The organism is Salinarimonas sp. NSM, assembly GCF_052380005.1.
Lineage (GTDB): Bacteria > Pseudomonadota > Alphaproteobacteria > Rhizobiales > Beijerinckiaceae > Salinarimonas.
In genome coordinates this window covers 1-25,167 of record NZ_JBQTCJ010000001.1, presented here as the reverse complement: position 1 = coordinate 25,167, position 25,167 = coordinate 1, and the positions used below count along the sequence as shown (strand labels likewise).

At 73.6% G+C, this 25,167-nt stretch carries 27 protein-coding genes; 7 read left to right on the top strand and 20 right to left on the bottom strand.

Annotated elements, in window-relative coordinates:
• Positions 1 to 8 precede the first annotated feature (8 nt).
• From ACTZWW_RS00135 to ACTZWW_RS00100, 8 genes are all read right to left on the bottom strand, one after another.
• The gene (locus tag ACTZWW_RS00135) at positions 9 to 1,061 is read right to left on the bottom strand and encodes a M48 family metalloprotease (protein WP_444778894.1); all 1,053 of its coding nucleotides are present in this window, start codon (positions 1,059 to 1,061) and stop codon (positions 9 to 11) included.
• A 38-nt stretch (positions 1,062 to 1,099) separates the two neighbouring features.
• The gene (locus tag ACTZWW_RS00130) at positions 1,100 to 1,657 is read right to left on the bottom strand and encodes a LemA family protein (protein ID WP_444778893.1); all 558 of its coding nucleotides are present in this window, start codon (positions 1,655 to 1,657) and stop codon (positions 1,100 to 1,102) included.
• Positions 1,658 to 1,743: 86 nt separating this feature from the next.
• The gene (gene mutL / locus ACTZWW_RS00125) at positions 1,744 to 3,699 is read right to left on the bottom strand and encodes a DNA mismatch repair endonuclease MutL (protein WP_444779117.1); all 1,956 of its coding nucleotides are present in this window, start codon (positions 3,697 to 3,699) and stop codon (positions 1,744 to 1,746) included.
• Between the two features lie 101 nt (positions 3,700 to 3,800).
• Positions 3,801 to 4,202: a type II toxin-antitoxin system HicB family antitoxin gene (locus ACTZWW_RS00120; RefSeq protein WP_444778892.1), complete on the bottom strand. Its 402-nt coding sequence runs from the start codon at positions 4,200 to 4,202 to the stop codon at positions 3,801 to 3,803.
• Positions 4,203 to 4,204: 2 nt separating this feature from the next.
• Positions 4,205 to 4,393, bottom strand: a complete 189-nt coding sequence (locus ACTZWW_RS00115) for a type II toxin-antitoxin system HicA family toxin (RefSeq protein ID WP_444778891.1) — start codon at positions 4,391 to 4,393, stop codon at positions 4,205 to 4,207.
• Positions 4,394 to 4,466: 73 nt separating this feature from the next.
• The gene (locus ACTZWW_RS00110; RefSeq protein WP_444779116.1) at positions 4,467 to 5,609 is read right to left on the bottom strand and encodes an iron-containing alcohol dehydrogenase; all 1,143 of its coding nucleotides are present in this window, start codon (positions 5,607 to 5,609) and stop codon (positions 4,467 to 4,469) included.
• 296 nt (positions 5,610 to 5,905) lie between these two features.
• Entirely contained in the window at positions 5,906 to 6,862 is a 957-nt protein-coding gene (gene tal / locus ACTZWW_RS00105) for a transaldolase (protein WP_444778890.1), read from the bottom strand.
• Positions 6,863 to 6,961: 99 nt separating this feature from the next.
• Positions 6,962 to 7,594: a LysM peptidoglycan-binding domain-containing protein gene (locus ACTZWW_RS00100; protein WP_444778889.1), complete on the bottom strand. Its 633-nt coding sequence runs from the start codon at positions 7,592 to 7,594 to the stop codon at positions 6,962 to 6,964.
• 97 nt (positions 7,595 to 7,691) lie between these two features.
• Here ACTZWW_RS00100 and ACTZWW_RS00095 point away from each other — a divergent pair, with 97 nt between their 5' ends.
• Both ACTZWW_RS00095 and ACTZWW_RS00090 read left to right on the top strand, forming a co-directional pair.
• Positions 7,692 to 8,780, top strand: coding sequence for an NAD(P)/FAD-dependent oxidoreductase (locus ACTZWW_RS00095; protein ID WP_444778888.1), 1,089 nt, complete (start codon positions 7,692 to 7,694; stop codon positions 8,778 to 8,780).
• Between the two features lie 85 nt (positions 8,781 to 8,865).
• Entirely contained in the window at positions 8,866 to 10,602 is a 1,737-nt protein-coding gene (locus ACTZWW_RS00090; RefSeq protein WP_444778887.1) for a heparinase II/III family protein, read from the top strand.
• 6 nt (positions 10,603 to 10,608) lie between these two features.
• Here the strand turns inward: ACTZWW_RS00090 and ACTZWW_RS00085 are convergent, their stop codons facing one another.
• The 10 genes from ACTZWW_RS00085 to ACTZWW_RS00040 form a co-directional block, all read right to left on the bottom strand.
• Positions 10,609 to 11,913 carry an HlyC/CorC family transporter gene (locus tag ACTZWW_RS00085; protein WP_444778886.1) on the bottom strand — a complete coding sequence of 435 codons (1,305 nt, stop codon included), beginning with the start codon at positions 11,911 to 11,913 and terminating at the stop codon, positions 10,609 to 10,611.
• A gap of 28 nt (positions 11,914 to 11,941) precedes the next feature.
• Positions 11,942 to 13,114, bottom strand: coding sequence for a 3-dehydroquinate synthase (aroB, locus tag ACTZWW_RS00080; RefSeq protein WP_444778885.1), 1,173 nt, complete (start codon positions 13,112 to 13,114; stop codon positions 11,942 to 11,944).
• Entirely contained in the window at positions 13,111 to 13,773 is a 663-nt protein-coding gene (locus ACTZWW_RS00075) for a shikimate kinase (protein WP_444778884.1), read from the bottom strand. Before ACTZWW_RS00075 ends, aroB begins: the two co-directional genes overlap by 4 nt.
• A gap of 70 nt (positions 13,774 to 13,843) precedes the next feature.
• On the bottom strand, positions 13,844 to 14,116 hold the full coding sequence (locus tag ACTZWW_RS00070) for a CopG family antitoxin (RefSeq protein ID WP_444778883.1): 273 nt from the start codon (positions 14,114 to 14,116) through the stop codon (positions 13,844 to 13,846).
• A 2-nt stretch (positions 14,117 to 14,118) separates the two neighbouring features.
• Positions 14,119 to 15,261 (bottom strand): acyl-CoA dehydrogenase family protein, encoded by a 1,143-nt coding sequence (locus ACTZWW_RS00065; RefSeq protein WP_444778882.1) that lies wholly within the window; start codon positions 15,259 to 15,261, stop codon positions 14,119 to 14,121.
• A 79-nt stretch (positions 15,262 to 15,340) separates the two neighbouring features.
• Positions 15,341 to 16,096, bottom strand: coding sequence for an SDR family NAD(P)-dependent oxidoreductase (locus ACTZWW_RS00060; RefSeq protein ID WP_444778881.1), 756 nt, complete (start codon positions 16,094 to 16,096; stop codon positions 15,341 to 15,343).
• Positions 16,097 to 16,113: 17 nt separating this feature from the next.
• Positions 16,114 to 17,397 (bottom strand): beta-ketoacyl-ACP synthase, encoded by a 1,284-nt coding sequence (locus ACTZWW_RS00055; RefSeq protein ID WP_444778880.1) that lies wholly within the window; start codon positions 17,395 to 17,397, stop codon positions 16,114 to 16,116.
• A 22-nt stretch (positions 17,398 to 17,419) separates the two neighbouring features.
• Positions 17,420 to 18,586: a beta-ketoacyl-ACP synthase gene (locus ACTZWW_RS00050; RefSeq protein WP_444778879.1), complete on the bottom strand. Its 1,167-nt coding sequence runs from the start codon at positions 18,584 to 18,586 to the stop codon at positions 17,420 to 17,422.
• Complete coding sequence (locus ACTZWW_RS00045) at positions 18,583 to 19,044, bottom strand: 3-hydroxyacyl-ACP dehydratase FabZ family protein (protein WP_444778878.1); 462 nt, start codon at positions 19,042 to 19,044, stop codon at positions 18,583 to 18,585. The genes ACTZWW_RS00050 and ACTZWW_RS00045 overlap by 4 nt, the downstream gene beginning before the upstream one ends.
• Positions 19,045 to 19,115: 71 nt before the next feature.
• The gene (locus tag ACTZWW_RS00040; protein WP_029030163.1) at positions 19,116 to 19,400 is read right to left on the bottom strand and encodes an acyl carrier protein; all 285 of its coding nucleotides are present in this window, start codon (positions 19,398 to 19,400) and stop codon (positions 19,116 to 19,118) included.
• Positions 19,401 to 19,710: 310 nt separating this feature from the next.
• Here ACTZWW_RS00040 and ACTZWW_RS00035 point away from each other — a divergent pair, with 310 nt between their 5' ends.
• From ACTZWW_RS00035 to ACTZWW_RS00015, 5 genes are all read left to right on the top strand, one after another.
• Entirely contained in the window at positions 19,711 to 20,607 is an 897-nt protein-coding gene (locus tag ACTZWW_RS00035) for a methyltransferase domain-containing protein (protein WP_444778877.1), read from the top strand.
• Positions 20,608 to 20,723: 116 nt separating this feature from the next.
• Positions 20,724 to 21,086, top strand: a complete 363-nt coding sequence (locus ACTZWW_RS00030) for a DUF427 domain-containing protein (protein WP_444778876.1) — start codon at positions 20,724 to 20,726, stop codon at positions 21,084 to 21,086.
• 59 nt (positions 21,087 to 21,145) lie between these two features.
• On the top strand, positions 21,146 to 22,018 hold the full coding sequence (locus ACTZWW_RS00025) for a helix-turn-helix domain-containing protein (RefSeq protein WP_444778875.1): 873 nt from the start codon (positions 21,146 to 21,148) through the stop codon (positions 22,016 to 22,018).
• 78 nt (positions 22,019 to 22,096) lie between these two features.
• Positions 22,097 to 22,822: an AzlC family ABC transporter permease gene (locus tag ACTZWW_RS00020; RefSeq protein ID WP_444778874.1), complete on the top strand. Its 726-nt coding sequence runs from the start codon at positions 22,097 to 22,099 to the stop codon at positions 22,820 to 22,822.
• Positions 22,819 to 23,136 (top strand): AzlD family protein, encoded by a 318-nt coding sequence (locus ACTZWW_RS00015; RefSeq protein ID WP_444778873.1) that lies wholly within the window; start codon positions 22,819 to 22,821, stop codon positions 23,134 to 23,136. The genes ACTZWW_RS00020 and ACTZWW_RS00015 overlap by 4 nt, the downstream gene beginning before the upstream one ends.
• Before the next feature lie 5 nt (positions 23,137 to 23,141).
• Here the strand turns inward: ACTZWW_RS00015 and ACTZWW_RS00010 are convergent, their stop codons facing one another.
• Positions 23,142 to 23,495 (bottom strand): RidA family protein, encoded by a 354-nt coding sequence (locus ACTZWW_RS00010; RefSeq protein ID WP_444778872.1) that lies wholly within the window; start codon positions 23,493 to 23,495, stop codon positions 23,142 to 23,144.
• 76 nt (positions 23,496 to 23,571) lie between these two features.
• A complete protein-coding gene (locus ACTZWW_RS00005; protein ID WP_444778871.1) occupies positions 23,572 to 24,813 on the bottom strand; it encodes an MFS transporter in 1,242 nt (413 codons plus the stop codon).
• Positions 24,814 to 25,167 lie beyond the last annotated feature (354 nt).

Here is a 25,167-nt window from a genome sequence, read left to right as displayed (position 1 = left end):
GCCAGCCCTCACCACGGCGAGCGCGGCGCGGGCACCGGCCCTTCCGGCTCCGCCGCCTCGGGCGGCATCCGCCCGCCGGCATTGCGCACCAGCGCCGCGACCCGGTCCTCGATCGAGGGGTGGGTCGACAGAAGCGCGGTGAAGCCGCGCCGGGGGTTCTCGACGCACATCTCCATGACGCTCGCGGGCGCCCGCGCGAGATCCGCGTTGCCCTTGATCTTCAGGAGCGCGGAGATCATCGCGTCGGGGTTCTTGGTCAGCTCTACGGCGCCGGCGTCCGCCATGTACTCGCGCGCCCGCGAGAGCGCGAAGCGGATCGCGAGGGAGGCGACCCAGGCGACGAGGATGATCACGACGGCGATCGCGATCGCGATCACCGCGCCCCGCCCGCCACCGCCACCGCCTCCGCTGCCGCCGCTCCCGCGCGAGCGGCTCGACCCCCGCCGCCACATCCCGAATCGCAGCGAGCGGAAGACGATCTCGCCCACGAGCCCGATCACCCCGGCGATCACCACGGCGACGACCATGAGCCTCACGTCCTCGTTGCGGATGTGGGTGAGCTCGTGCGCCATCACCGCCTCGAGCTCCGCGTCGTCGAGCCGCTCGACGAGCCCGCGGGTGAGCGTGACCGCATATTGCTTCTCGGTGAGGCCCGACGCGTAGGCGTTGAGCGCGTCGCTCTCCACGATCTCGAGCCGCGGCGTCGTCATGCCGCGCGAGATGCACAGCGTCTCCAGCATCCCGTAGAGCCGGGGATCGTCCTCGCGTGCCAGCGTGCGTGCGCCGGTGGTGGCCGCAACGATGCGGGTGTTGAGCGCGACCGAGATCCCGACCCAGGCCAGCGTGCCGAGCACGAGCCAGGGGGTCCAGAGCACGTAGGTGTCGAAGGCCCCCGCCGCGATCGCCTCCGGCGGCGCGCCCGACGCGTCCCCGGCCGCGACGAGAGCGAGCGCGACCGCCCAGCCGACGAGGAGCACGAGCGCGAACAGGCCCGCCACGAGCAGGACCGAGCGGATGCGGTTCGCGCGAATGTGGGTGTAGAGCCCGAAGACGGGCGTCATGGCCGCCTCCTCGGCGCACCGGCCTCGTCACGCCGTCGTCAGAACTTCACCTGCGGCGCGACGCTCATCTCCGCGCGGCGATCCTCGCCGACGTCGAAGAACTCGCGCTCGGAGAAGCCGAGCTGGCGGGCGAACAGCACCGCGGGGAAGGACTGGATCGCCGCGTTGAACTCGCTCACCGCGTTGTTGAAGAAGCGCCGCGCCGCAGCGAGCTTGTCCTCGACGCTGGAGAGCTCGCCCTGCAGCGAGAGGAAGTTCTGGTTCGCCTTGAGGTCCGGGTAGGCCTCGGCGAGCGCGAACAGCCGCCCCAGCGCGCCGGTGAGCATCCCCTCCGCGGCGGCCTGATCGGCGGGCCCGCTCGCGCTCGTGGCGCGGTTGCGCGCGGTGATCACCGCGTCGAGCGTCTCGCGCTCGTGCGCGGCGTAGCCCTTCACCGTCTCGACCAGGTTGGGCACGAGGTCGTGGCGCTGATGCAGCTGCACGTCGATGTCCGCATAGGCCTGGTCGACCCGCTGGCGCATGGCCACGAGCCCGTTGTAGGTGACGATGCCGTAGACGACGATCACGGCGACGACGCCGAGGATGATCCATTCCATGGTCTTCGCGCTCCCCCGCTGGCGACGGCGGGAGCCTAGCGGGAAACGCGCGAAAGGGAAGGGGAATGGCGCGGGAGACGCCCCCTTCACCGCCGCCCGAACAGCTTCTCGATGTCCGCGAGGCTGAGCGAGACGAAGGTGGGGCGGCCATGGTTGCATTGGCCGGAGAGCGGGGTCGCCTCCATTTCGCGCAGGAGCGCGTCCATCTCCTCGGGCTTGAGGCGGCGCCCCGCGCGGATCGAGCCGTGGCAGGCCATGCGCGACAGGAGCGCGTCGCGGCGGCGCGCCAGGAGGTCCGAGCCGGCCCGGCCGTCGCCCGCCTGGTCGTTCTCGGCGAGCGCATCGGCGAGGTCGCGCACGAGCGCACGGACGTCCGGGCGCCCGAGGGCGGCCGGGGTCTCGCGCACGCACACGGCGCCCGTGCCGAAGCCCTCGACGACGAGGCCCAGCGTCTCCAGCGCCGGCGCCGCGTCCGCGACGCGCGCGGCGTCGTCGGGGTCGAGCTCGACGATTTCGGGGACGAGCAGCATCTGGCGCGCGACGCCCGCGCCGCCGGTCTCGCCCGCCCGCTCGCGCTTGAGCCGCTCGTAGACGAGCCGCTCGTGGGCGGCGTGCATGTCGACCAGCACGATGCCGTCGCGGGTCTGGGCGAGGATGTAGGTCTCGTGCAGCTGCGCGCGGGCTGCGCCGAGCGGGTGGTCCTCGGGCGCGGGCGCCCCCTCGAGAAAGCCGGGGGCCTCCCCGTGCGACGACGCCGCGGCGCGGGCGTCCGCCGAGGGCGCGAAGCCGAAGCCCGGCTGGGTCGCAGCGCCATAGGCCGCCTGGCCGCCTTCCTCGAACCCTCCGTCGCCCACCGCGTGCGGCGCCTGCCAGGAGCGCCCGATCGGCTGCGGACGCACCGGGGCCGGCGCATGGCGGGCGAAGGCGCTCGCGCCGGTGTGGGTGCGCAGGGCGGCGAGCGCGTCGCCCCCGAGCGTGGTCGAGGCGCGGTGGCCCGCACGCGCCAGAGCCTCGCGGATCGCGGAGACGACGAGCGCGCGCACGAGGCCGGGGTCGCGGAAGCGCACCTCGGTCTTGGCCGGATGGACGTTGACGTCGACCATGCGCGGATCGCAGGCGATGAACAGCGCGAGCGCCGGGTGGCGGTCCGACGCCATCACGTCGGCATAGGCGCCGCGTACCGCGCCGAGCAGGAGCTTGTCGCGGACCGGACGGCCGTTGACGACGAAGTGGATCGCCCCGCCGGTGCCGCGGTGATAGGTCGGAAGCCCGACGTGGCCCGAGAGCGCGAAGCCCTCGCGGGCGGCGTCGACGGGGGCGGCGTTCTCGGGAAAGTCGCGCCCGAGCACCCGCGCGAGCCGGCGCGCGAGGCCCTCGGGACCGGGCTCCTCGGGCGGGCAGGAGAGCGCGCCGACGCCGTCTCCCGAGAGCGCGAAGCGGATCTGCGGATGCGCCACGGCGAGGCGCTTGACCACCTCGGAGACCGCGAGCGCCTCGGCGCGGTCGGACTTGAGGAACTTCAGCCGGGCCGGCGTCGCGTGGAACAGGTCCGCGACCTCGACCCGCGTGCCCGGCCGCGCCGGCGCGGGGCGGATCTCGCCCTTGGCGCCGGCGTCGACGACGAGGGCGAGGCCGGTCTCGGCGTCGCGGGTGCGGGTCGTGATGCCGAGCCGGCTCACCGCGCCGATCGAGGGCAGCGCCTCGCCGCGGAAGCCCAGCGTGCCGATGGCGGAGAGGTCGCCGTCCGGCAGCTTCGAGGTGGCGTGGCGCTCGACCGCGAGGGCGAGGTCCTCGGCGGTCATGCCGCGCCCATCGTCGACGACGCGGATCAGCCGGCGCCCGCCCCCTTCGATCTCGACCGCGATCGCCGTCGCGCCGGCGTCGATGGCGTTCTCGACGAGCTCCTTCACCGCCGCGGCCGGCCGCTCCACCACCTCCCCCGCGGCGATGCGGTCGACGAGCACCGGATCGAGCCGCCGCACCGCGCCCGCGCGCGGGTGCGGGCTGGACGGGTCGGCGGGGCGGGCGTCGGCGAGGGGCATCGGCCGGGAGGGGTGCGGGGTGATTCGGGTGAGGCGGCAGTGTAGCCGGATGGAGCCGCGGCGCGACAGCACGCGTGCCCGCGTCCGAAGCGATCGTCTGCTCAGGCTGCCTCATCGAGCATCGCACGCTCGGCCGCCTGGAGCAGGAATCCCGATCGCGTCAGCCCGCGCTCGGCCGCGTAGCGATCGATCGTCTCGAGAACGTCCTCCGGAAGGGTGACGTTCACCCGCACCGCCTTCTTCGCGCGGGTCGGCGCACGGACCAGGACGGCAACGGCCGCACGGTTCTCGGCGATCTCCATGATCTGCGTGAGGGAGGATGGCTCGGGTGGCGCCTCGCCATCCTCCTCCATGCCCTCCAGATGCAATGCGAGCGCTTCCTCCGCCATGGCGCGGGCCTCGTCCAGGGTCCGCCCAGCCGTGATGCAGCCGGGTAGATCGGGGAACGAAACGCCGTAGTCGCTCGCTTCTTCCTTGTGGATCAGCCCGATGTACTGGCGCATGGCTACCTCAATTGCAGACCCGATTGGCGCTCGATGCTCTTCAGCGTGCCGATCGGGATATCCCGCTTGGGATGGGGAACGGTAACGCGGCCGGGCCGATCCGGATGCTTCAGCTGCACGTGGCTGCCCTTCTGCTCGACCTCCCGCCACCCGGCCGCCCTCAAGGCATCGAGAACCTCGCCGCTGCGCATCCGATCAGACCTCGCCGCCGACATATACACACTTTCGTGTGTAGTCGCCAGACCCTTGTGGCATCCCCCGCCCCTACCACGCCGCCCGGTAGATCGCGAGCGCGTCCGCGCGGCCCACCTCCCGCGGGTTGTTGACGAGGAGGCGCGTCTGCCCCATCGCGTCCTCCGCCAGCATCTCCAGCGCGTCCTCCGGCACGCCGACGTCGCGCAGGCGCCGGGCGAGGCCGATCTCGACGCACAGCGCCTCGAGCCGGCCGATGAAGGCCTCCGCGTCGGGCGGGCAGTCGGGGAAGGTGCAGGGGCCCAGTGTCGCGTAGGCGTCGCCCGCGGCGGGGAGGTTGAAGCGCATCACCTGCGTGAGCACGAGCGCGTTGGAGAGCCCGTGGGGGATGCCGAAGCGCCCGCCGAGGGGGTAGGCCAGCGCGTGCACCGCGGCGACGGGGGAATTGGCGAAGGCCTGGCCCGCGAGCATCGAGCCGAGCAGCATCGCCCCGCGCGCCGCGCCGTCGGCGCCGTCGCGGCAGGCCTGCGCGATCGCCCCGCCCAGCAGCCGCAGCGCCTCCCGCGCCAGCGCCTGCGAGACCGGGTTGGCGTTGACGGAGGCCGACGTGAAGGCCTCGATGGCGTGGACCATGGCGTCGACCCCGGTCGCCGCGGTGACGGCGGAGGGGAGCCCGCGCGTCAGGTCCGGGTCGAGCAGCGCGACGTCGGGCAGGAGGACGGGGGAGACGACGCCCATCTTGGTGTGGGCGCCGGTGGTGACGATGGAGATCGGCGTCACTTCCGAGCCCGTGCCGGCGGTGGTGGGCGCGAGCAGCAGCGGAAGCCGCGGGCCCTTCGCGTTGCCCACGCCGTAGGCCGCCGCGAGCGGCTCGCCGGAGCCGGCGAGCAGCGCCGCGAGCTTGGCGACGTCGAGCGACGAGCCGCCGCCGAGCCCCACGATCCCGGTCGCGCCGTGGACCCTCGCGGCTGCGGCTGCGGCCTCGACCACGCCTTCCGGCGGGTCGGCGACCACGTCCGTGAACAGCGCGACGGCGCTTCCCGCCGCCTCCAACGCCGCGATCGCCGGCGCGACGAGGCCGGTCGCGACGAGCCCCGCGTCGCTGACGACGAGCACGCGCGGCCCCAGCCGCCCGGCGGCGAGCGCGCCGATCCGGGCGATCGCGCCCGCGCCGAAGACGATCGACGGGGTGGTGGCGAAGGTGAAGGGCGTGATGGCGGGCGTCATGGCGGGGCTCTCGGGATCGTGCGCGTCCGCCCCGGAGCGTGCCCGCGGCGAAGGCCGCGCGCAAGCCTGCGGTCGGGGGCGCCGATACCGCTCACGCATCCGTCGCGCGGCCCCACCGCCCGTGCTGCGCACGGACTCCTCCCCTGCGGGGAGGATCCGGGGTGGCGCCCTGGAGCGACGTCGATGCAGGCCGCCGACCGCCACCTCGCCGCAGGGGAGGACGGAGGCCGAAGGCCGGAGGGTGGGGAGGGCGGCGGGGCGGCTCGCCGCCCTCAGGAGCGGCCTCAGCCGAGCTTGCTCGCCACGAGCGCGCGCAGCGATCGCACGTCGGCGACGAAGCCGCGGATGCCTTCCGCGAGCTTCTCCGTGGCCATCGCGTCCTCGTTCAAGGCGAAGCGGAAGGCGCGCTCGTCGAGAGCCATGCGGGCGGGCGCGTCCGCGGCGGTGTCCGGCGCGAGCCGGCGGGGGAGGTCGCCCTCGTCGGCGGCGAGCGCCTCGAGCAGGGCGGGGGAGATGGTCAGGCGGTCGCAGCCGGCGAGCGCCTCGATCTCGCCGGCGTTGCGGAAGGAGGCGCCCATCACGACCGTGCCGATGCCGTGCGCCTTGTAGTAGGCGTAGATCCGCCGCACGGAGAGCACGCCGGGGTCGGTCTCGGCGTCGTAGGGTCCGCCGCCGGCCTTGACGTGCCAGTCGAGGATGCGCCCGACGAAGGGCGAGATCAGGAACACGCCCGCGTCGGCGGACGCCGCCGCCTGGACGAGCGAGAACAGGAGCGTGAGGTTGCAGTCGATCCCCTCGCCCTGGAGGGTCTCGGCCGCGCGGATGCCCTCCCAGGTCGCGGCGAGCTTGATCAGGACCTTCTCGCGGGAGACGCCGCGCGCCGCGTAGTCCGCGATCAGCGCGCGGGCCTTCTCGACGCTCGCCTGCGTGTCGAAGGAGAGGTCGGCGTCCACTTCCGTCGAGACGCGGCCCGGCACGATGCCGGCGAGCTCGGTGCCGAAGGAGACCGCGAGCCGGTCGCAGACGGCGGCGACCACCGCCTCCCGGGCGCCGCCCTGCGCCCGGCCCCACCCGAGCGCCTCCTCGACGATGTGGGCGTAGGCCGGATCCTTCACAGCCTTGAAGAGCAGGGTCGGGTTCGTCGTGCAGTCCTGCGGGGCGAGGCGACGTACCGCCTCGATGTCGCCGGTATCGGCGACGACCACCGTCATGTCGCGCAGCCGCGCGAGCTTCGAGGTCATGATCTCACTCCGGGTCGCGCCGTATCGGGCGGGCATTGTCGTTCGCTCGCGCGCTTGTAGCGCCTCGCACCGTGCGCGCGCAACGGCCTCCGCGGGACGTCAGGGGCGGACCTCGGGCGCACGCCAGGGCTCGGCCCGCAGCCACGGCCCGCCGATCGGCGTCTCCACGACGACGTGGACGGCCTCCCCCGCCGCCCAGTCGGGCAGGACGAGGACGTGGGAGAGGACGCCCGTGGCGTCGATCTGCGTGCGGGCGAAGAGCAGGGGCGCGTCGGGGCGCGGGCCGGCGCCGATCAGCGCCGACGCGCCCGGCGGCAGGCCTCGCGCGAACAGGCGCACGCGCGCGTCGAGCGGCCCGGCGACGGGCAGGATGCGCAGGGGGGCGACGCCCTGCATCTCGCCCGCGGGCGCGGCCGGCGCCCGCGCCGGATCGGCGTCCGCCTCGGCCGCGGCCGTGCCGCCGGGGATCGCGATCGCCGTGCCGAGCGGCAGGATGTCCGGGTCGCGGATCTGCGGGTTCGCCTCGAGCAGCGCCTCGGGCGTCACGCCGCAGCGCTGGGCGACGTTGGTGAGCGTGTCGCCGACGGCGACGACGCGCTCGGCCCCGCAGCCGCCGCCCGCCGCCTCACGGGGCGGGACCTGGGCCGATGCGGGCGCGAGCCAGGCGCAGACGACGAGCGTCAGAGGCGCGAGCGCGCGGGCGAGGGGTAGACGGTGAGAAACGCCGGCCATGCGCGCAAACGGCGCACGTGCGCCGAGCGTTCCGGCATCCGCGCGCTTGCGCGGCGTCGACGGCTGCGCTTGAACGAGCGTCCTGGAAAGGAGCCCCATGGACATCCTCGTCATCGGCGCCGGCGTCGTCGGCCTGGCCATCGCCCGTTCCCTCTCCCGCCGCGGCCACGCCGTCGTCGTCGCCGAGCGCACGGCCGGCATCGGCGGCGGCATCTCCTCGCGCAACAGCGAGGTCGTCCACGCCGGCTTGTACTATCCCACAGGCTCGCTCAAGGCACGCCATTGCGTCGCAGGCCGGCGGATGCTGTACGCCTATTGCGCCGAGCGGGGCGTACCGGCGCGCCGGCTCGGCAAGCTCGTCGTCGCCACGAGCGAGGCGGAGATCGCGAAGCTCGAGGCGATCCGCGCGCAGGGCGAGGCGAACGACGTCGAGGAGCTCGCGCTGATCGGGGGGGAGGCGGCCCGCGCCATGGAGCCGGCGCTCGCCTGCACGGCGGCGCTCCATTCGCCGCAGACGGGGATCGTCGACAGCCACGCGCTGATGCTCGCCCTCCAGGGCGAGATCGAGGACAACGGCGGCGCGCTCGCGCTGATGACCCCGATCGAGCGGCTCGCGTTCCGGGACGGCGCCTGGCGTGTGACGGTGGCGGGTGAGACGCTCGCCTTCGGCGCCGTCGTCAACGCCGCTGCGCTCGGCGCGCAGGCGATCGCGCGGGCGACCGAGGGGTTTCCCGAGGCGGCGATCCCGCCCCTGCGCCTCGCCAAGGGCACCTACTTCGCCTGCGCCGGCCGCCCCGCCTTCTCGCGGCTGATCTACCCCGCCCCCGTCGACGGCGGGCTCGGCGTGCACCTGACCCTCGACCTCGCCGGGCGCATGCGCTTCGGCCCGGACGTCGAGTGGATCGAGGCGGAGGACTACGACGTCGACCCGGCGCGGGCGCAGAGCTTCTATGCCGCGATCCGCCGCTACTGGCCCGCCCTGCCGGACGGTGCCCTCACCGCCGATTATTGCGGCATCCGCCCCAAGCTCTCGGGCCCCGGCCAGCCGGCGGCGGACTTCGTGATCGCGGGCGAGGACGCCCACGGCCTGGCGCGGCACGTGGCGCTGTTCGGTATCGAGAGCCCCGGGCTCACCTCGGCGCTGTCGCTCGGCGAGGCGGTGGCGGAGCGGCTCGCGGCGGGATGAAGCGGACGATTCGCGCCGTTCCGGTAACGCCGCATTAACGCTGAGCGCGTTCCCTCGACGAGAGCACCCTCGAACGGGGGAAGAGGTGACCGACGCGCCCGATCGCTGGCGACTGACGGGGCTCGCATTGCGCGAAGCCGGGCGCGCGCTGCGTGCCGAGACCGCGAGCCTCATGGGGCTCGGCGGCCTGCGCGCGCGCACGCCCCGGCGGCTGGTGATCGTGCCGCCGGACATGCGCACCTGCGACGCCACGATCGCCGACGACATCTACGCCGGCTACTTCGTCTTCGGCGGGCGCACGCTGGCGACCGGCGGACGCTCGCCCTTCGCGCTGGAGCCGCCGTCGGAGGGCTGGGCGGACATCCTGCACGGCTTCTCCTGGCTCAGGCACCTGCGCGCCGCCGATACGGCGCTCGCCCGCGCCAATGCCCGCGCGCTCGTCGACGAGTACCTGCGCGAGGCGCACGGGCCGGCTCTGCGCAAGCCGTCGGTGGCGGCGCGGCGGGCGATCTCCTTCCTGTGCCAGTCGCCGCTGATCGTCGAGGGCGCCGATCACGCCTTCTACCAGCGCTTCCTGCGCGGCCTCGCCCGCGATCTCGCCATCTGCGCCCGGGCCGCCCGGGCCGCGCCGCGCCCGATCGTGCGGCTGCAGGCGGCGATCGCGCTCGCCTATGCGGGGCTGTGCTGCGAGGGATGCGAGACGCTCGGGCGTGGCGCGACCAAGGTGCTCGCCCGCGAGCTCGACCGGCAGGTCCTCGCCGACGGCGGCCATGTCGGGCGCAACCCGCGGGCCGTGCTCGACCTTCTGCTCGATCTCCTTCCGCTCAAGCAGGTCTACCTCGCCCGCGGCGTCGATCCGCCCGAGGCGCTGATCCGCGCGATCGACCGGATGCCGCCGATGCTGCGGCTCCTGCGACACGGCGACGGGACGCTGAGCCACTTCAACGGCACCGGCTCGACGCCGGTCGACCATCTCACCACGTTGCTGTTCTACGACGAGGGCCGTGCGAGCCCGCTGCAGCGCGGGCTGATCTCCGGCTACGAGCGGCTGCAGGCGGGGGGGCTCGTCCTCGTCGCGGACGTCGGCGCACCCCCGCCGCCCTTCGCGGCGAACGAGGCGGCGGCGGGCCGCCTCTCCTTCGAGCTGACGTCCGGCGAGGCGCGTCTCGTCGTCAACCTCGGCGCCCCGCGCGAGCGTACCGACCCCCTGGCGCGGGCGGCGCGGGACACGGCCGCGCATTCGACGATCACCCTCGACCGGGCGTCCTGCGGACGCTTCACCAGCGACGCGCGGGGCCTCGCGCGGCTGCCCGCGGCCTTCCTGGAGCGGCGCTTCGGGACGCTCCTCGTCGATGGTGTGGGCGAGGTCCAGGCGAAGCGGCCGGAGCCGCTCGTGCTCGAGGCCCGCCACGACGGCTGGGCCGCCGCATTCGGGCTCGTGCACGAGCGCCGTCTCGCGCTCTCGCCGGCGGGCGACCGGCTCGGGGGCGAGGATCGGCTCGTGCCGGTGAGCGGGGCGGCCCCGGGTGCTCCGGCAGCATTGCGGTTCCATCTGCATCCGAGCGTGCGCGCTCGCCGCACCCAGGGCGGGCGGGTGGTGCTGCTCGGGCTGTCGAACGGCGAGACCTGGGAGTTCGTGCTCGAGACCGGCGGCGCGGACGCCGCGGCGGACGGCAACGGCCGGCTGGAGGCCCGGCTCGAGGAGAGCCTCTACCTCTCCGCAACGGATGGCGCCCGCAAGTCCTGCCAGATCGTGGTGGCGTTCGACACCGGCGCGGTGCGCACGCTCGCCTGGCGCTTCGAGCGCCTCACCCGCGCCTGAGGCCGCTCACTCCGCCGCCGCCGCCGTGCTGCGCCGGGGCTTGAGCAGGTCGAGCGGGCTGATCCGCAGCAGCGTGATGCGGTTGCGCGTCTTGCGCAGCACCTGGAAGCGGAAGCCGTGGAAGGTGAAGGCCTGGCCGGTCTCGGGGATGAGCTGCGCCTCGTGGATGACGAGGCCGGCGATGGTGGTCGCCTCCTCGTCGGGCAGCGTCCAGTCCATCACCCGGTTGAGGTCGCGGATCGGCACGGAGCCGTCGACGTTCACCGAGCCGTCGACCTGGACGCGCACGCCCGAGACCGCGATGTCGTGCTCGTCCTTGATGTCGCCGACGATCTCCTCGATGATGTCCTCGAGGGTCACGAGCCCCTGCACCTCGCCGTACTCGTCGACGACGAGGGCGAAGTGGGTCTTCTTCGAGAGGAAGGCGCGCAGCTGGTCGCGCAGCGAGGTGCGGTCGGGCACGAACCAGGGCTCGAGCGCGATCGCGTCGATGTCGAGCCGCGCCGCCTCGCCGCCCACCGCGTCGAGTGCGCGCAGGAGGTCCTTGGCGTGCAGGATGCCGACGATGTCCTCGTGGCGCCCGCGCCAGAGCGGCAGGCGGGTATGCGGCGAGGTCAAGACCTCGCGCACGATGGCGTCCGGCGGCAGGTCCGCGTCGATCATGCGCATGCGCGTGCGGTGGACCATGACGTCCTCGACCGCCAGCTCGCGCAGGTCGAGCAGGCCGCCGAGCATGTCGCGCTCGGCCTTGGCGACGCCGCCCTCCTTGTGCAGCAGGTCGACCTGGCCGCGCAGCTCGTCGGTGGCGGAGAGGACGTTGGTGTTCTCGCCGAGCTTGAGCCCGAACAGGCTCACGAGCCCGCGGATGAACGCTTCCGTCGCCATGGTCAGCGGCCCGAACAGGGCGACGATCCAGGAGATGGGCTTGGCCACGATCAGCGCGACACGGTCGGGATAGTTGATCGCCACCGTCTTCGGCAGGATCTCCGAGAACACGATCACGAACACCGACACCACGATCGTGGCGTAGACGATGCCGACCTCGCCGAAGATCGAGAGCAGCACGCCCGTGGTCAGCGAGGCGGCGAGCGTGTTGACCACGTTGTTGCCGATGAGGATGCCGCCGATCAGCCGCTCGCGGGCCGTGAGAAGGCGGTTGACCAGCGTGGCGCGCTTGTCGCCGCCCTTCTCGAGCGCGTGCATGCGCGCGCGCGAGGATGCGGTGAGCGCCGTCTCCGATCCGGAGAAGAAGCCCGAGAAGACGAAGCAGGCGAGTACCGCCAGGATCGAGACCCAGATCGAGCCGTCCATGTTTCTCCTCGTGAGATGGCCCGCGCGCTCAGGCCGACGCGGGCGCCTCGCCCGCGCATTCGCGTGCGAGGAAGGTGCGCACCGCCGCGACGTCGACGCCTTTCGCGACGAAGCTCGCGCCGATGCCGCGCGCCAGGATGAAGGTCAGCTGCCCGGCGACGACCTTCTTGTCCTGCGCCATCGCGTCGAGCAGGCGCTCGGGGTCGGGCGCGAGGCCCGCGAACGCTCCTAATGTGGTCGGCAGGCCGCTCGCGGCAAGATGGCGCGCGACCCGCTCGGCGTCGGCGGGCGCGCACAGGCCGAGATACGCCGAGAATCGGAAGGCGAGCGCCAGCCCCGCGGCCACCGCCTCGCCGTGGACGAGGATCGCGGGGTCGTAGCGCGCGAGCCGCTCCAGCGCGTGCCCGAACGTGTGGCCGAGGTTGAGCAGCGCCCGGTCCCCCTCCTCTCGCTCATCGCGGGCGACGATCGCCGCCTTGGAGCGGCAGGAATGGGCGACGGCTCGTTCGCGCTCCGGCCCGCCGGCGAGGACGGCGGCGCCGTTCGCCTCGCACCAGGCGAAGAAGGCGGCGTCGTCGATGAGGCCGTACTTCACCACCTCCGCATAGCCGGCCCGCAGCTCGCGCGCGGGCAGCGTGTCGAGCAGGGCGGTGTCGGCCAGGACGAGGCTCGGCTGGTGGAAGGCGCCGACCAGGTTCTTGCCGTGGGCGGAGTTGATGCCGGTCTTGCCGCCCACCGAGGAATCGACCTGGGCCAGCAGCGTCGTCGGCACCTGCACGAAGCGCACGCCGCGCCGCACGATCGCGGCGGCGAAGCCCGCGAGGTCTCCCACCACGCCGCCGCCCAGCGCCAGGACGAGGTCGCCACGCTCGATCCGCGAGGCGAGGATCGCGTCGCAGACCCGCGCCAGCGTGGCGTAGCCCTTCGAGCCCTCGCCCGCGGGCACGGTGATCGTCTCGCAGCGCAGCCCCGCCTCCTCGAGCCGCGCGCGCACCGCCTCTCCGTGGAGGTCGGCGACGGTGTCGTCGGTGACGAGCGCCACGGCGCGCGCGCCGAGCGCCGCGGCGCGCGCGCCCGCCTCGACGGACACGCCGCGGCCGATGAGGATGTCGTAGGACCGCTCTCCCAGCACGACGCGCACGGTCTCGCGGGCGGGGCCGGAGGTACGGGCGTCGGCGGGCGGTGCGATGGTTGCGCTCACGGCGCGTCTCCCGGATGTATCGCGAGGTGCGCCTCGAGCGCCGCGACGACGGCCTCGACCACCTCCTCGTGGGCGCCGTCGTGGCTCTCCACCACGACGTCCGCCGTGGCGTAGACCGGATAGCGCCGCTCCATCAAGGCGCGCATCGTGCCTTCCGGATCGGGATTCTGAAGGAGGGGCCGGGTCGTACGCTTGCGCACGCGGCGCATGAGCGTGTCGAGGTCGGCCTTCAGCCAGACGGAGACGCCGCTCTCGGCCACGGCGCGCCGCGTCGCGTCGTCCATGAAGGCGCCGCCGCCGGTGGCGAGCACGATCGCGCCCTCGCGCAGCAGGCGATCGATGACCCGCCGCTCGCCGTCACGAAAATGCGCCTCGCCGTAGATCTCGAAGATGTCGGGGATCGACATGCCGGCGGCTTCCTCGATCTCCGTGTCGGCGTCGCGGAAGGGCAGGCCGAGCCGCATGGCGAGGCGGCGCCCGACCGTGCTCTTGCCGGCGCCCATCAGGCCGACGAGGACGAGCGGCCGGCCCGCCAGCGCCGCGCGCGCGCGCTCCTCGCGCGCCGTCGCCGCGGTCGCGCGCAGCGCGACGGCCTCCGCCGCGGGAGCGACCCCGCCCCCCGCCGCCTCCCCCTCGTCCTGGTCACGCCGCGCAGCCATGCCAGATGGATAGCATCGCGGGGGGCGGCTGTCATGATGGCGGATGGGAGGGGCGAGGTCTCGATCGCTACTATGGCTCCAGCGTAGCCAGAGCGCGTGCGAGCAGCTCACGCAAGAAGACTTCCGTCGGGACGCCACGCTTGGCGGCTTCGACGCGCAGCCGTTCCAGCTGAGGACGAGGCAGCGGCAGCTCGATCGTCGGATCGCGCGCAGAGAGCTCGTGCGAGACGGGCTCCATCCGGCTCCAGTCGTACTCGGTCAGGTCCGCCGCGGCGACGAACCGCTCGGCCGCCGCGTCGCTCGGGAGGGAGGGCCAGGGCTTTCTCCGCTCGTTCGTCGGCATGCTCACCGCCCCACCAGCCCCCGCGCCACGATCACCCGCATGATCTCGTTCGTCCCCTCCAGGATCTGGTGCACCCTGAGGTCCCGCACGATCTTTTCGATGCCGTAGTCGGCGAGGTAGCCGTAGCCGCCGTGGATCTGGAGCGCCTCGTTGGCGATCTCGAAGCCGCGGTCGGTGGCGACGCGCTTGGCCATGGCGCACAGCTTCGTCGCGTCGGGCGCGCCCGCGTCGAGGGCGGCGGCGGCGCGCCAGAGGAAGCTGCGGGAGGCCTCCAATTCGGTCGCCATGTCGGCGAGCTTGAACTGCAGCGCCTGGAAGTCGGACAGAGCCTTGCCGAAGGCGCGGCGCTCGCGGGCGTAGGCGAGCGACTTCTCCAGCGCCGCGTCGGCGCCGCCGAGCGAGCAGGCGCCGATGTTGAGCCGCCCGCCGTCGAGGCCTGCCATGGCGATCCTGAAGCCCATGCCTTCGTCCGAGAGCCGGTTCTCCACCGGGACCCGCGCGCCCTCGAGGATCACCTGGCGGGTCGGCTGGGCGTTCCAGCCCATCTTGCGCTCGTTCGCGCCGAAGGAGAGGCCGGGCGTGTCCTTCTCGATCACGAGCGTGGAGATGCCCCCCGCCCCCTCGTCCCCGGTACGCACCATCGTCACGTAGAGGTCCGACACGCCGGCGCCGGAGATGAACTGCTTGACGCCGTCGACCACGTAGTGGTCGCCCTCGCGGCGGGCGCGGGTCTTCAGCGCGGCGGCGTCGGAGCCGGCCCCGGGCTCGGTGAGGCAGTAGCTGGCGAGGCTCTCCATCATCACGAGCCCGGGCAGCCAGCGCCGGCGCTGGGCGTCCGAGCCGAAGCGGTCGATCATCCAGGCGGCCATGTTGTGGATCGAGACGTAGGCCGACACGGTCGGGCAGCCGGTGGCGAGCGCCTCGAAGATCAGCGCCGCCTCGAGACGCCCCAGCCCCGAGCCGCCGACGTCCTCCGAAATGTACACGCCGCCCATGCCGAGCTCGGCCGCCTCGCGCATCACGTCGACGGGGAAGTGCTTCTCCTCGTCCCAGCGCACGGCGTGCGGCGCCAGCTTCTCGGCGGCGAAGGCGCGGGCCATGTCGCGGATGGCGACGTGGTCCTCGGAGAGGGCGAAGGGGGTCATGACCGGACCTCGACGACACGTTCGGAGGCGCGGAGGCTATCAGCTCGCGCGCCCGCGCGCGAGCCGCCGGGAGCGCGCGTCAGCGGTGGATGCCGAGCATGGCCGAGAGACCGCCGTCGATCGGGATCGTCGCGCCGGTGACGTAGGCCGCCGGCGGCGTCATCAGGAAGGCGGCGAGGCCCGCGACCTCCTCGGGCTTGCAGAAGCGCCCGGCGGGGATCTGCTTCTCCATGCTCTCGCGATAGGGCGCGTAGGGTGCGAGCATGTCGGTGTCGACGAAGCCCGGCGCGATGACGTTGACCGTCACGCCGCGCTTGGCGGTCTCCATGGCGAGCGTGCGGGCATAGGCCGCGAGCGCGCCCTTGGTGGCGGCATAGGCGGCGTTGCCCGCGTTCGCCTGGGTCGCGGCGACCGAGCCGATGGCGACGATGCGCCCGGCGCGGGCGCGCAGCATCGGGCGCATGAGCGCCTTGCACAGCCGCGCGAAGGCGAAGAAGTTCACCTGCATCGCGGCTTCCGCCTTGTCCTGCGCCATCATCGCGGCGAGCGCGTCGTAGCTCTGGCCGGCATTGTGGACGAAGCCGAGCCAGCTCTCGCCCTCCACTGCCTCGCAGAAGGCCTCGACCGCCTCCTTGTCGGCGAGGTCGAGGGGGCGCGGCTCGATGGTGGCGCCGGGATTGGCCGCAGCCACGTCCTCGGCGAGCGCCCGCGCCTGATCGGCGGAGGTGCGATAGGTGAACACGACGTCGTGCCCGCCCGCCGCCATGGCGCGCACGATCGCTTCGCCCACGCCCTTGGCGCCACCGGTGACGAGGATGCGGGTCCGGTCGGTCATGGCGGGCTCCGTGCGGGTCACGCGGGATCGGCCGAGAGGACGAGGCAGGTGTTCTGGCCGCCGAAGCCGAAGGAGTTCGACAGGACGCAGCCCACCTTCGCCTCCCGCGCGACGTTCGGCACCACGTCGAGGGGGATCGCCGGGTCCGGGACGTGGTAGTTGATGGTGGGCGGGATCACGCCCTCGCGGATCGTCATCAGCGAGACCACGGCCTCCACCGCGCCGGCCGCCGTGAGCGTGTGGCCGATCATCGACTTGTTCGACGAGATCGGCACGGTCTTCATCCGCTCGCCGATCACCGCGAGGAGACCCATCGCCTCCATCTTGTCGTTCTCGGGCGTGCCGGTGCCGTGGGCGTTCACGTAGTCGACGGCCTCGGGGCCGATGCCCGCGTCCTCCAGCGCCGCGGCGATGGCGGCGACGATGGGCGCGCCGTCGGGCGAGGAGCGGGTGCGGTGGAAGCCGTCGCCCTTCTCGCCCGCGCCGATGACGTATCCCAGGATTTCCGCCCCGCGCGCATGCGCGTGCTCCGCGCTCTCGAGCACGAGGGCGGCGGCGCCCTCGCCCATGACGAAGCCGTCGCGGTTCTTCGAGAAGGGCCTGGCCGCCTCCTCCGGCACGGCGTTCTGGGTCGACAGCGCCGAGAGCAGCGAGAATCGGATCAGCGCCTCGGCGTGGACCGACCCGTCGGTGCCGATGCAGAGCGCCGCGGGTGCCTCGCCGCGGCGGATCGCCTCGACGCCGAGCTGGATCGCGGTCGCACCCGACGAGCACGCCGTCGAGAGCGAGATCGGGGAGCCTCGGGTGCCGAAGCGCTCCGCCAGATGATCGGCCACGGTGCCGAACAGGAAGAGGTCGTGCCACTCCGCGAAGGCGCCGCTCTCGGTCGCCTTCAGGAGGTCGGCGTAGGTCACGTCCCCCGCCTGCCCGGACGCCTCCGCCAGCGCGCGGCGATGCGGCCACTCGATCTCGACCGGGGGCACGGCGACGAAGAGCGCGCCCGGGAAGTCGCCCACGGGCAGGCCCGACTGCTCCACGGCCTCGGTCGCGGCGGTGGTGGCGAGGCGCTCGGAGAGCTTTGGCGCGCAGAAGTCCTCCGCCCCCTCGAAATCGACGGTCCCGGCGATCGTGGTGCGCAGGCCCTCGACGGGGAAGCGCGTGATGCGGTGGATGCCCGAGCGCCCGGCGGTGAGCGCGGCCCAGTTCGCGGCCTTGCCCTCGCCCAGCGAGGTGATCACCCCCATGCCGGTGACGGCGACGAGGGGTCGCCCGAAACGGTCCGTGAAGCGCGGCTCGGCCATGGCTCGTTCCCCGGGTTCTTGCTCAGGCCCGGCCGGCGACGAGCCGGACGAGGCCCGCGCCGCGCTGGTGGCCGATGCTGGTGACGGCGGCCTCGCGCGCCTCGCCGGCGGCGATCAGGCCGGCGGCGAGGGCGACGCCCGCGGGGGCGTGGGCCTCCATCAGGTGGCCGACGAGATCCTGCGTGACGATCGGTGCCGCGCCGGGCGCGCGCGCCGCGAGCACGCTCCGCTCCTGCGCGTCGTGGGCCGGGAGCCCGAGCGCGCCGGAGACGATGCGGGCGTCCGTGCCCGTGCCGGTCTCGTCGAAGAGCCGGCCGAGCGTCTCGGCGAGCGCGCCCGCGCCGCGCCCGGTGCGCGCCGAGCCCACCGCGGCGATCTCGGCGAGGACCCGCGCGCCGCGCGCCCGCGCATGCGCCCGCGCCTCGAGCACGAGGAAGGCGCCGCCGGAGCCGAGAACGAAGCCGGCCGTCTCGCGCTGCGCCACCATCGCCGGCGCACCCCTGTAGGCGAGCCTGCCCATGGCGTAGGCGAGGATGGAATCGGCGCGCTCGGCGTTGAACGAGCCGCCGACCAGGAATACGTCGTTCTGCCCCGACGCGATGCGGGCGTGGGCGATGCGGATCGCGTCGACGCCCGCCTGCTCCTCGCCCATGAAGGTGCGCGAGGCGCCGGTGACGCCGTGGACGATGGCGATGTTGCCGGCGAGCAGGTTCGACAGCTGGGCGAGGAACAGCGTCGGGCGCACGTCCGACATCAGCCGCTCGTTCAGCAGGACTTCGGGCGCCGGGTGCGTGCGCATGGCGGTGAGGACCTGCCCGTCGACGTCGTAGTCGCGCTCGCCGCCACCGGCGGCGACGATGACGTGGGTGCGCGCCTTGAGCTGCGCATCGTCCTTCATGCCCGCCGATTCGAGCGCGGCGCCGGCGGCGTAGACGCCGAGCCGCTGCCAGGGCTCCATCTGGCGCTGGTCGGACTTCTTGGGGATCTGCGTCGAGAGGTCGAGCGCGGGCGCCGGGCGCACGGGGTAGGGCGCGAAGCGCTCCGTCTCCCAGGGTCCCGGCTCGGAGATGCCGGCCAGCGCCGCGAGATGCGCCTCCACGCCCTCGCCGACGCAGGAGACGAGGCCGATGCCGGTGACGACGACGTCGCGGTCGTCGCGATCCTGGCGATCCTCGGAAATCGCGCTCATGCGGCGTGCTCCGTCAGGCCGATGCGGGCGGCCTGGGCGCGCATCTGGTCGTCGAGGCCGGGCGGGAAGGGCATGATCCGGAAGCGCAGCTCGGCGTCGCAGATCGGCTTGCCGCAGACCGCGATCCTCGCCTTCGTGCCGACGTAGCCCGAGCCCTCGTGGACGAGCGCGGCCTCGATGTCGAGGACGGCGTCGGGCTCGACGAAGGTGCGGAAACGCGCCTTGTCCACCGCCATGAGGAAGGGCATGTGCGTGTAGCCCATCAGCGCCAGCACGAGGTAGCCCGAAGCCTGCGCCATCGTCTCGGTGAGGAGCACGCCCGGGACGAGCGGATGGCCGGGGAAGTGGCCCTCGAAGACCGGGCTCTCGCGCGGCACGACCGAGCGCACGACGATGCGCTTCGCCTCGCGGTCGAGCGACTCGACCCTGTCGATCATCTCGAAATACTCGAGCCGCATGCGCTCGCCGATCCCTCGTGCCGATCCCTCTTGCCGATCCCTCGTGGGGCGCGCCGCGCGGGCGTCTGCGGTCAGGCCGCGCCCTTGGCGGCGACGAGCTCGTCGATGCGCGCCACGAGGTTCTTCATGACGAAGTACTCCTCCGCCGGCGCCTTGCCCTCGTTGACCTCCTGCGTCCACTGCTCCAGCGGCAGCTTGATGCCGAAAGCCTTGTCGATGGCGAAGGCGATGTCGAGGAAGGCCAGCGAATCGATGCCCAGATCGTCGATGGCGTGGCTCTCCGGCGTGATCTCCTCGCGCGGGATGTCGGCCGTATCGGCGATGATGTCGGCGACTTTGTCGAAGGTGGTGGACATCGCGACGCTTCTGCTCCTGGCGACGCTCCGGGAGGGAGCGTCCGTTTCGTGTCGTGCACGGGTCTCGGCCTTGGTCTCTCGGCGCGCACGCGCGCCTCGGCCGGCCTCGCGCGCGAGGGGCTCCTCGAAGCGCCTCCCATACACGCAAGGTGCGCGCCCGGCAACACTGCGCGGGCGGCCGGGCACGCCGCCGCGGCGGCGCCCGCGTCCCGCGGCGATGCGTCCCGGCTTCCCCCCGGCGCGCCGGGTCGTTATCTGCGGGGACTGGGTCAGCGGGGACTCGGTCAGCGGGGACTTGGAGGAGGCGCCGATGAGCGATGTCGTGTTCGACCGCGGGCTCGCCCGCACCCGTCTCGCCCGCGCGCGGACGGCAGGCGGCCGTGCCGATCTCGATGCCGACTTCCTCGTCGCGCGGGTGGCGCAGGACATGGAGGAGCGGCTCGCGGCCGTGCTGCGGGAGTTCCCCGTCGCCGTCGATCTCGGCACGCCGGCGCCGCACGTCGCGCGGATGCTCGCCCGACGCCCGGGCACCGCGCACGTCCTGCGGCTGGCGCCGCTCCCCGAGCCTGGCGCCGTCGTCGCCGACGAGGAGGCTCTGCCGCTCGCGCCGGCGTCGGTGAACCTCGTCGCCTCCGCGCTGTCGCTCCAGGGCGTCAACGATCTCCCCGGCACGCTGATCCAGGCGCGCCGCGCGCTCGCGCCGGACGGCCTGCTCCTCGCCTGCCTGCTCGGCGGAGCGACGCTCCACGAGCTGCGCCAGAGCTTCGCCGCGGCGGAGGCCGAGACCACCGGCGGCGTCTCGCCTCGGGTGGCCCCCTTCGCGGACGTGCGCGATCTCGGGTCGCTGCTCCAGCGCGCCGGCTTCGCGCTGCCGGTCGTCGACGCCGATCCGCTCGTGGTGCGCTACGACCACGTCTTCGCGCTGATGCGCGACCTGCGTGCCATGGGGCTGACCAACGTCCTCGCGGAGCGCCGTCGCGCGCCGCTGACCCGCGCCACGCTCGGGCGACTCGCCGAGATCTATGCTGCGCGCTACGCCGATCCCGACGGGCGGGTGCGGGCGACCTTCGAGCTCGTCTGGCTCACCGGCTGGGCGCCCCACGAGAGCCAGCAGAAGCCGCTGCGCCCGGGCTCGGCCGCGATGCGGCTCGCGGACGCGCTCGGCACGAAGGAGATCTCGGCGGGGGAGAAGGCGCGGCCGCGCTGAGGGTGGCTTCCGCTCGGCGCGCGGTTTTTCCCCTACGTGCGTGGTCCCGGCGGCGCGGGTAGTCTCGCGGGCGAATCCCCCGAGCGTGCGGCGTGGAGCCGCCAGAGGAGACCCCGATGAAGGAGCCCGGCCCGGACCATCCGATCGCCATCGTGCCGCATCCCAAGCGCGTGCGCGTCGTCCTCGGCGGCGCCATCGTCGCGGAGACGGACGCGGCGCTGCGGCTCGAGGAGAGCGTCTACCCGCCGGTCTTCTACGTGCCCCGCACGGACGTGGCGATGGACCTGCTCGCGCCATCGCCCAGGCGCACGCACTGCCCCTACAAGGGCGAGGCGACCTATTTCGGCGTCTCCGGCCACGGCAAGGAGATGAAGGACGCCGCCTGGTCCTACGAGACCCCGTTCCCCGCCGTCGCGCCCATCGCCGGCCACATCGCCTTCGACCGCGCCAAGATGGACGCGATCGAGGAGCTGAGCTGAGGGCGCGAGGGCGCTTTCGTCCAAGACAGGGGGAGGCGGGGCGCGCTAGCATCCTGGGTATGTGCGCCGCGTCACCGCTCTCGTCCCTCGATCCCGCGCTCGCCGCCGCCGGCGACGTCGCGCGGTTCTGGCGCGTGCCGCGCTATTCCGATCTCGACTGCCTCGCCGCGCGTTTCCGCCGCCATGCCTACGCCCGCCATACCCACGAGACCTACGCGATCGCCGCCGTCGTCGAGGGCTGCGAGACGTTCTGGCGGCGGGGCACGCAGAACTACGCCTTCGCCGGCTCGCTGTGCCTCGTCTCCCCCGACGAGGCGCACGACGGCGAGCCCTACGGCGGGCACTTCGTCTATCGCACGCTCTATCCGTCGCCGGCGCTGATGCGGGAGGTGGCGGAGGATCTGCTCGGCCGGCCGGTCTCGCGCGCGCCCTGGTTCGCGCCCTCCGTCGTCGACGATCCCGGCCTCGTCGCCGAGCTCGCCGCCCTGCACGACGTGCTCGCGACCGACAGTGGCGCCGGGACGCTCGAGACCGACGAGCGGCTCCTCGCCTTCCTCGCACGGCTCGTGTCGCGCCACGGTGACCTCGGCGGCGCGCCGGCGGCGATGCGGGAGAGCCGCGCGGTCGCCCGCGTGCGCGAGGCGATCGACGCGCACTTTCCCGAGGATCTCGGCCTCGAGACGCTGGCGCGCGAGGCGGGGCTGTCGCGCACGCACCTGATCCGCGCCTTCAAGCGCGAGACCGGTCTCACGCCCCACGCCTATCAGGTCGACCGGCGCTTTCGCGCCGCCTGCCGGCTCCTCGTCGCGGGTGAGCCGCCCGCCACCGCCGCCATCGAGGTCGGCTTCTACGACCAGAGCCATCTCAACCGCGCCTTCAAGGCGCGCATGGGCATCACGCCCGGCGCCTACGCCGCGCGGGCGGCCGCCTGAAACGCACTTTCGTGCAAGACCGTGCGGGCCGCCTCGGGCGATCCCGGTTTCGACGATCCTCCGCCTCGAGGCCCTTCCGTGCACGCATCCGCTCCCGCCACGACCCGCTCCGACGAGATCCGCGCGGCGGTCGCCGACATCGCGGCGCCGACGCTCGCGCTCCTGCCGATCGGCCTCCTGTTCGGGGCGCTCGCCACCGCGAGCGGCCTCTCGCCGGGGGAGACGGTGCTGATGTCCGCCCTCGTCTTCGCGGGCGGCTCGCAGTTCGCCGCGCTCGAGCTGTGGGCCGATCCCGTGCCGATCGTGGCGATCGTGTTCTCGACGCTTCTGATCAATGCACGCCACGTGCTGATGAGCGCCTCGCTCGCCCCGCGCACGCAGGCTTTCGCGCCGTGGCAGCGGCTCGTCGGCTTCCACTTCCTGGCCGACGAGCTCTGGGCGCTCGGCGAGCGCCGGGCGGCGGCGGCGCGGCTGACGCCGACCTACTGGTTCGCGATGGTGGCGGTGTTCTTCACCACCTGGATGGCGACGATCGCGGCCGGCGCCGCGCTCGGCGCGCGGCTCGGCGATCCCGCCCGCTTCGGGGCGGATTTCGCCTTCCCGGCCTTGTTCATCGCCCTCGTCGCCGCGCTGTGGAAGGGGCCGGCGACGGGGATCGCGGTCGGCGCCAGCGCGGCGGCGGCGGCGGGCGCGGCCTTCGCCGTCGGCCCGCCCTGGCACGTTCCCGCGGGGGCGATCGCCGGCATCGCGGCGGCGGCGCTCGCCTGGCGGCCGGGGCCGATGGACGAGGGGAGGACGCGATGACGGATGCGCTCGCCGTCGACCCCGCGACTCTGGCCACCATCCTCGGCATGGCGGGCGTGACCTACGCGACCCGCGTCGCGGGCCTCGCCCTCGCCGGGCGCGTTGCGCTGCGGGGGCGCGCGAAGGCGGCCTTCGACGCGATCCCGCCCGCCGTGCTCACGGCGGTGATCGCGCCGGCGGTGCTGCTGGCGGGCTGGCCCGAGGCGATCGCCGGCGCGCTCGTGGCGCTCGCGGCGATCCGGCTCCCGCTGGTCGCCTGCGTCGCGGTCGGTGTCGGCGCCGTCGTCGCGCTGCGCGCGCTCGCCGGCGCCTGAGAGGGTCAGCGCGCGGCGATCACCGCGATCTCGACCTTCAGAGGCGCCGCGGCGAGCTTCGCCTCGACGGTGGCGCGGGCGGGCGCGCAGCCGGGCGCGAGCCAGGCGTCCCAGACGCCGTTCATCTCGGCGAAGGTGGCGATGTCGGTGAGCCAGATCGAGGCGGAGAGGAGCTTCGTCTTGTCCGTGCCGGCCTCGGCCAGGAGCGCGTCGATCATCCCCAGGATCTCCCGGGTCTGCTCGGCCACCGAGCCGCCGGCGGTCTCCTTGGCCACCTGGCCCGCGGTGTAGACGGTGTCGCCGTGGACGACGGCCATGGACATGCGCGGGCCGGGCTTGATGCGGGTGATCTCGGTCATGGGATGGATCCTCTCGTGTGGGACGCCTCTCATGGCCGAGCGCCGCGCCGGGAGCAAGGGCGAGCGGTACCCGATGTCACCCCGGCTGCGCGGCGAGGCGAGCGACCGGTTTCTCGACGATGGGCAGGTTGATCAGCGCGGACGCGATGCCGAGCGCCACCGAGAACCACCAGACGATGGCGTAGCCGCCGGTCGCCTCGTAGAGCACCCCGCCGAGCAGGACGCCGAAGAAGCCACCGAGCTGGTGGGAGAAGAAGGCGAAGCCGTAGAGCATCGCCATGTAGCGCGTGCCGAACATCACCATGACGAGCGCCGAGGTCGGCGGCACGGTGGAGAGCCACAGGAGCCCGATGGTGATGCCGAAGACGATGGCCGAGGCGGGGGAGGCCGGCACCAGCACGAAGGCGGCGATGGCGATCGCCCGTCCGAGATAGATCCAGGCCAGCAGGTAACGCTTGGGCATGCGCGTCGAGAGCCAGCCCGCGCCGAGCGAGCCCACCGCGTTGGCGAGCCCGATCACCGCGAGTGTCCAGCCGCCGACCGCCGCCGAGAGGCCGGCGTCCTTCAGGTAGGCCGGCAGGTGGGCGGTGATGAAGGCGAGCTGGAAGCCGCAGGTGAAGAAGCCGGTGACGAGGAGCACGTAGGAGCGGTGCCGGAAGGCCTCCGCCAGCGCCTGCGCGATCGACTGGCTCGGGCCGGCATCGGCCTTGGCCGACGCGCCGCCCGAGCCGCGGGCGGCGAGCATCACCGAGAGCGGCAGCACGACGAGCATGATCGCGGCGAACCAGAGGAGCGCGTCCTGCCAGCCCACCGCCTCGATCAGCGCGTTGCCGATCGGCGGGAACAGGAACTGCCCGAAGGAGCCGGCGGCGACGCCCATGCCGAAGGCCATCGGACGCCACTCCTCCGGCAGCAGCTTGCCGAAGGCGCCGAGCACGAGGTTGAACGAGGCGCCGGCCAGCCCGATGCCGATCAGCACGCCCGCACCCAGGTGCAGCATCATCGGCGTCGAGGCCCAGGCCATGAGGACGAGGCCCGCCGCGTAGAGCAGCGCACCGACGATCAGCACGCGCACCGTCCCGTACCGGTCCGCCACCGCACCCGCGAACGGCTGGCCGATGCCCCACACCAGGTTCTGGATGGCGATGGCCAGCCCGAACGTGTCGCGGCCCCAGCCGTAGTCCGTCGTCATCGGCACCTGGAACAGGCCCGCCGAGGCGCGGGGCCCGAAGGTGACGAGCGCGATCAGGCAGCCGGCGGCGATGACGATCTCGGGGGCGACGCGCGACGGGCGCTCCGCGGCAGCGGGGGAGGGCATCGGGTTCGGGCTCCGTCGAGGGCGCGTGCGGCGGCATCGCGTCGGTGGCCGCAGCATAGCTCGCGGGCGGGGCGGGGGAAGCGAATTGGCTGCATGGCGCCCATCACGCATGGTGATGCCTCCCGTGCCCGCTTCGGCCTCGGACGATGCCGCGGCGGCGCGGAACCGGTGCGCGACGGCACCCGTTTCCCGCGGGACCCTCTCGACCTCTCGACGACCCTGCCGATCGCACACCCGAGGAGCCCCGCGATGACCCCACGCCTGAAGCCGCTCGCGCATCAGATCGTCGTCGTCACCGGTGCCGCCGGCGGCGTGGGCCGCGCCGTCGCGCGTGCGGCGGCCGCGCGCGGCGCC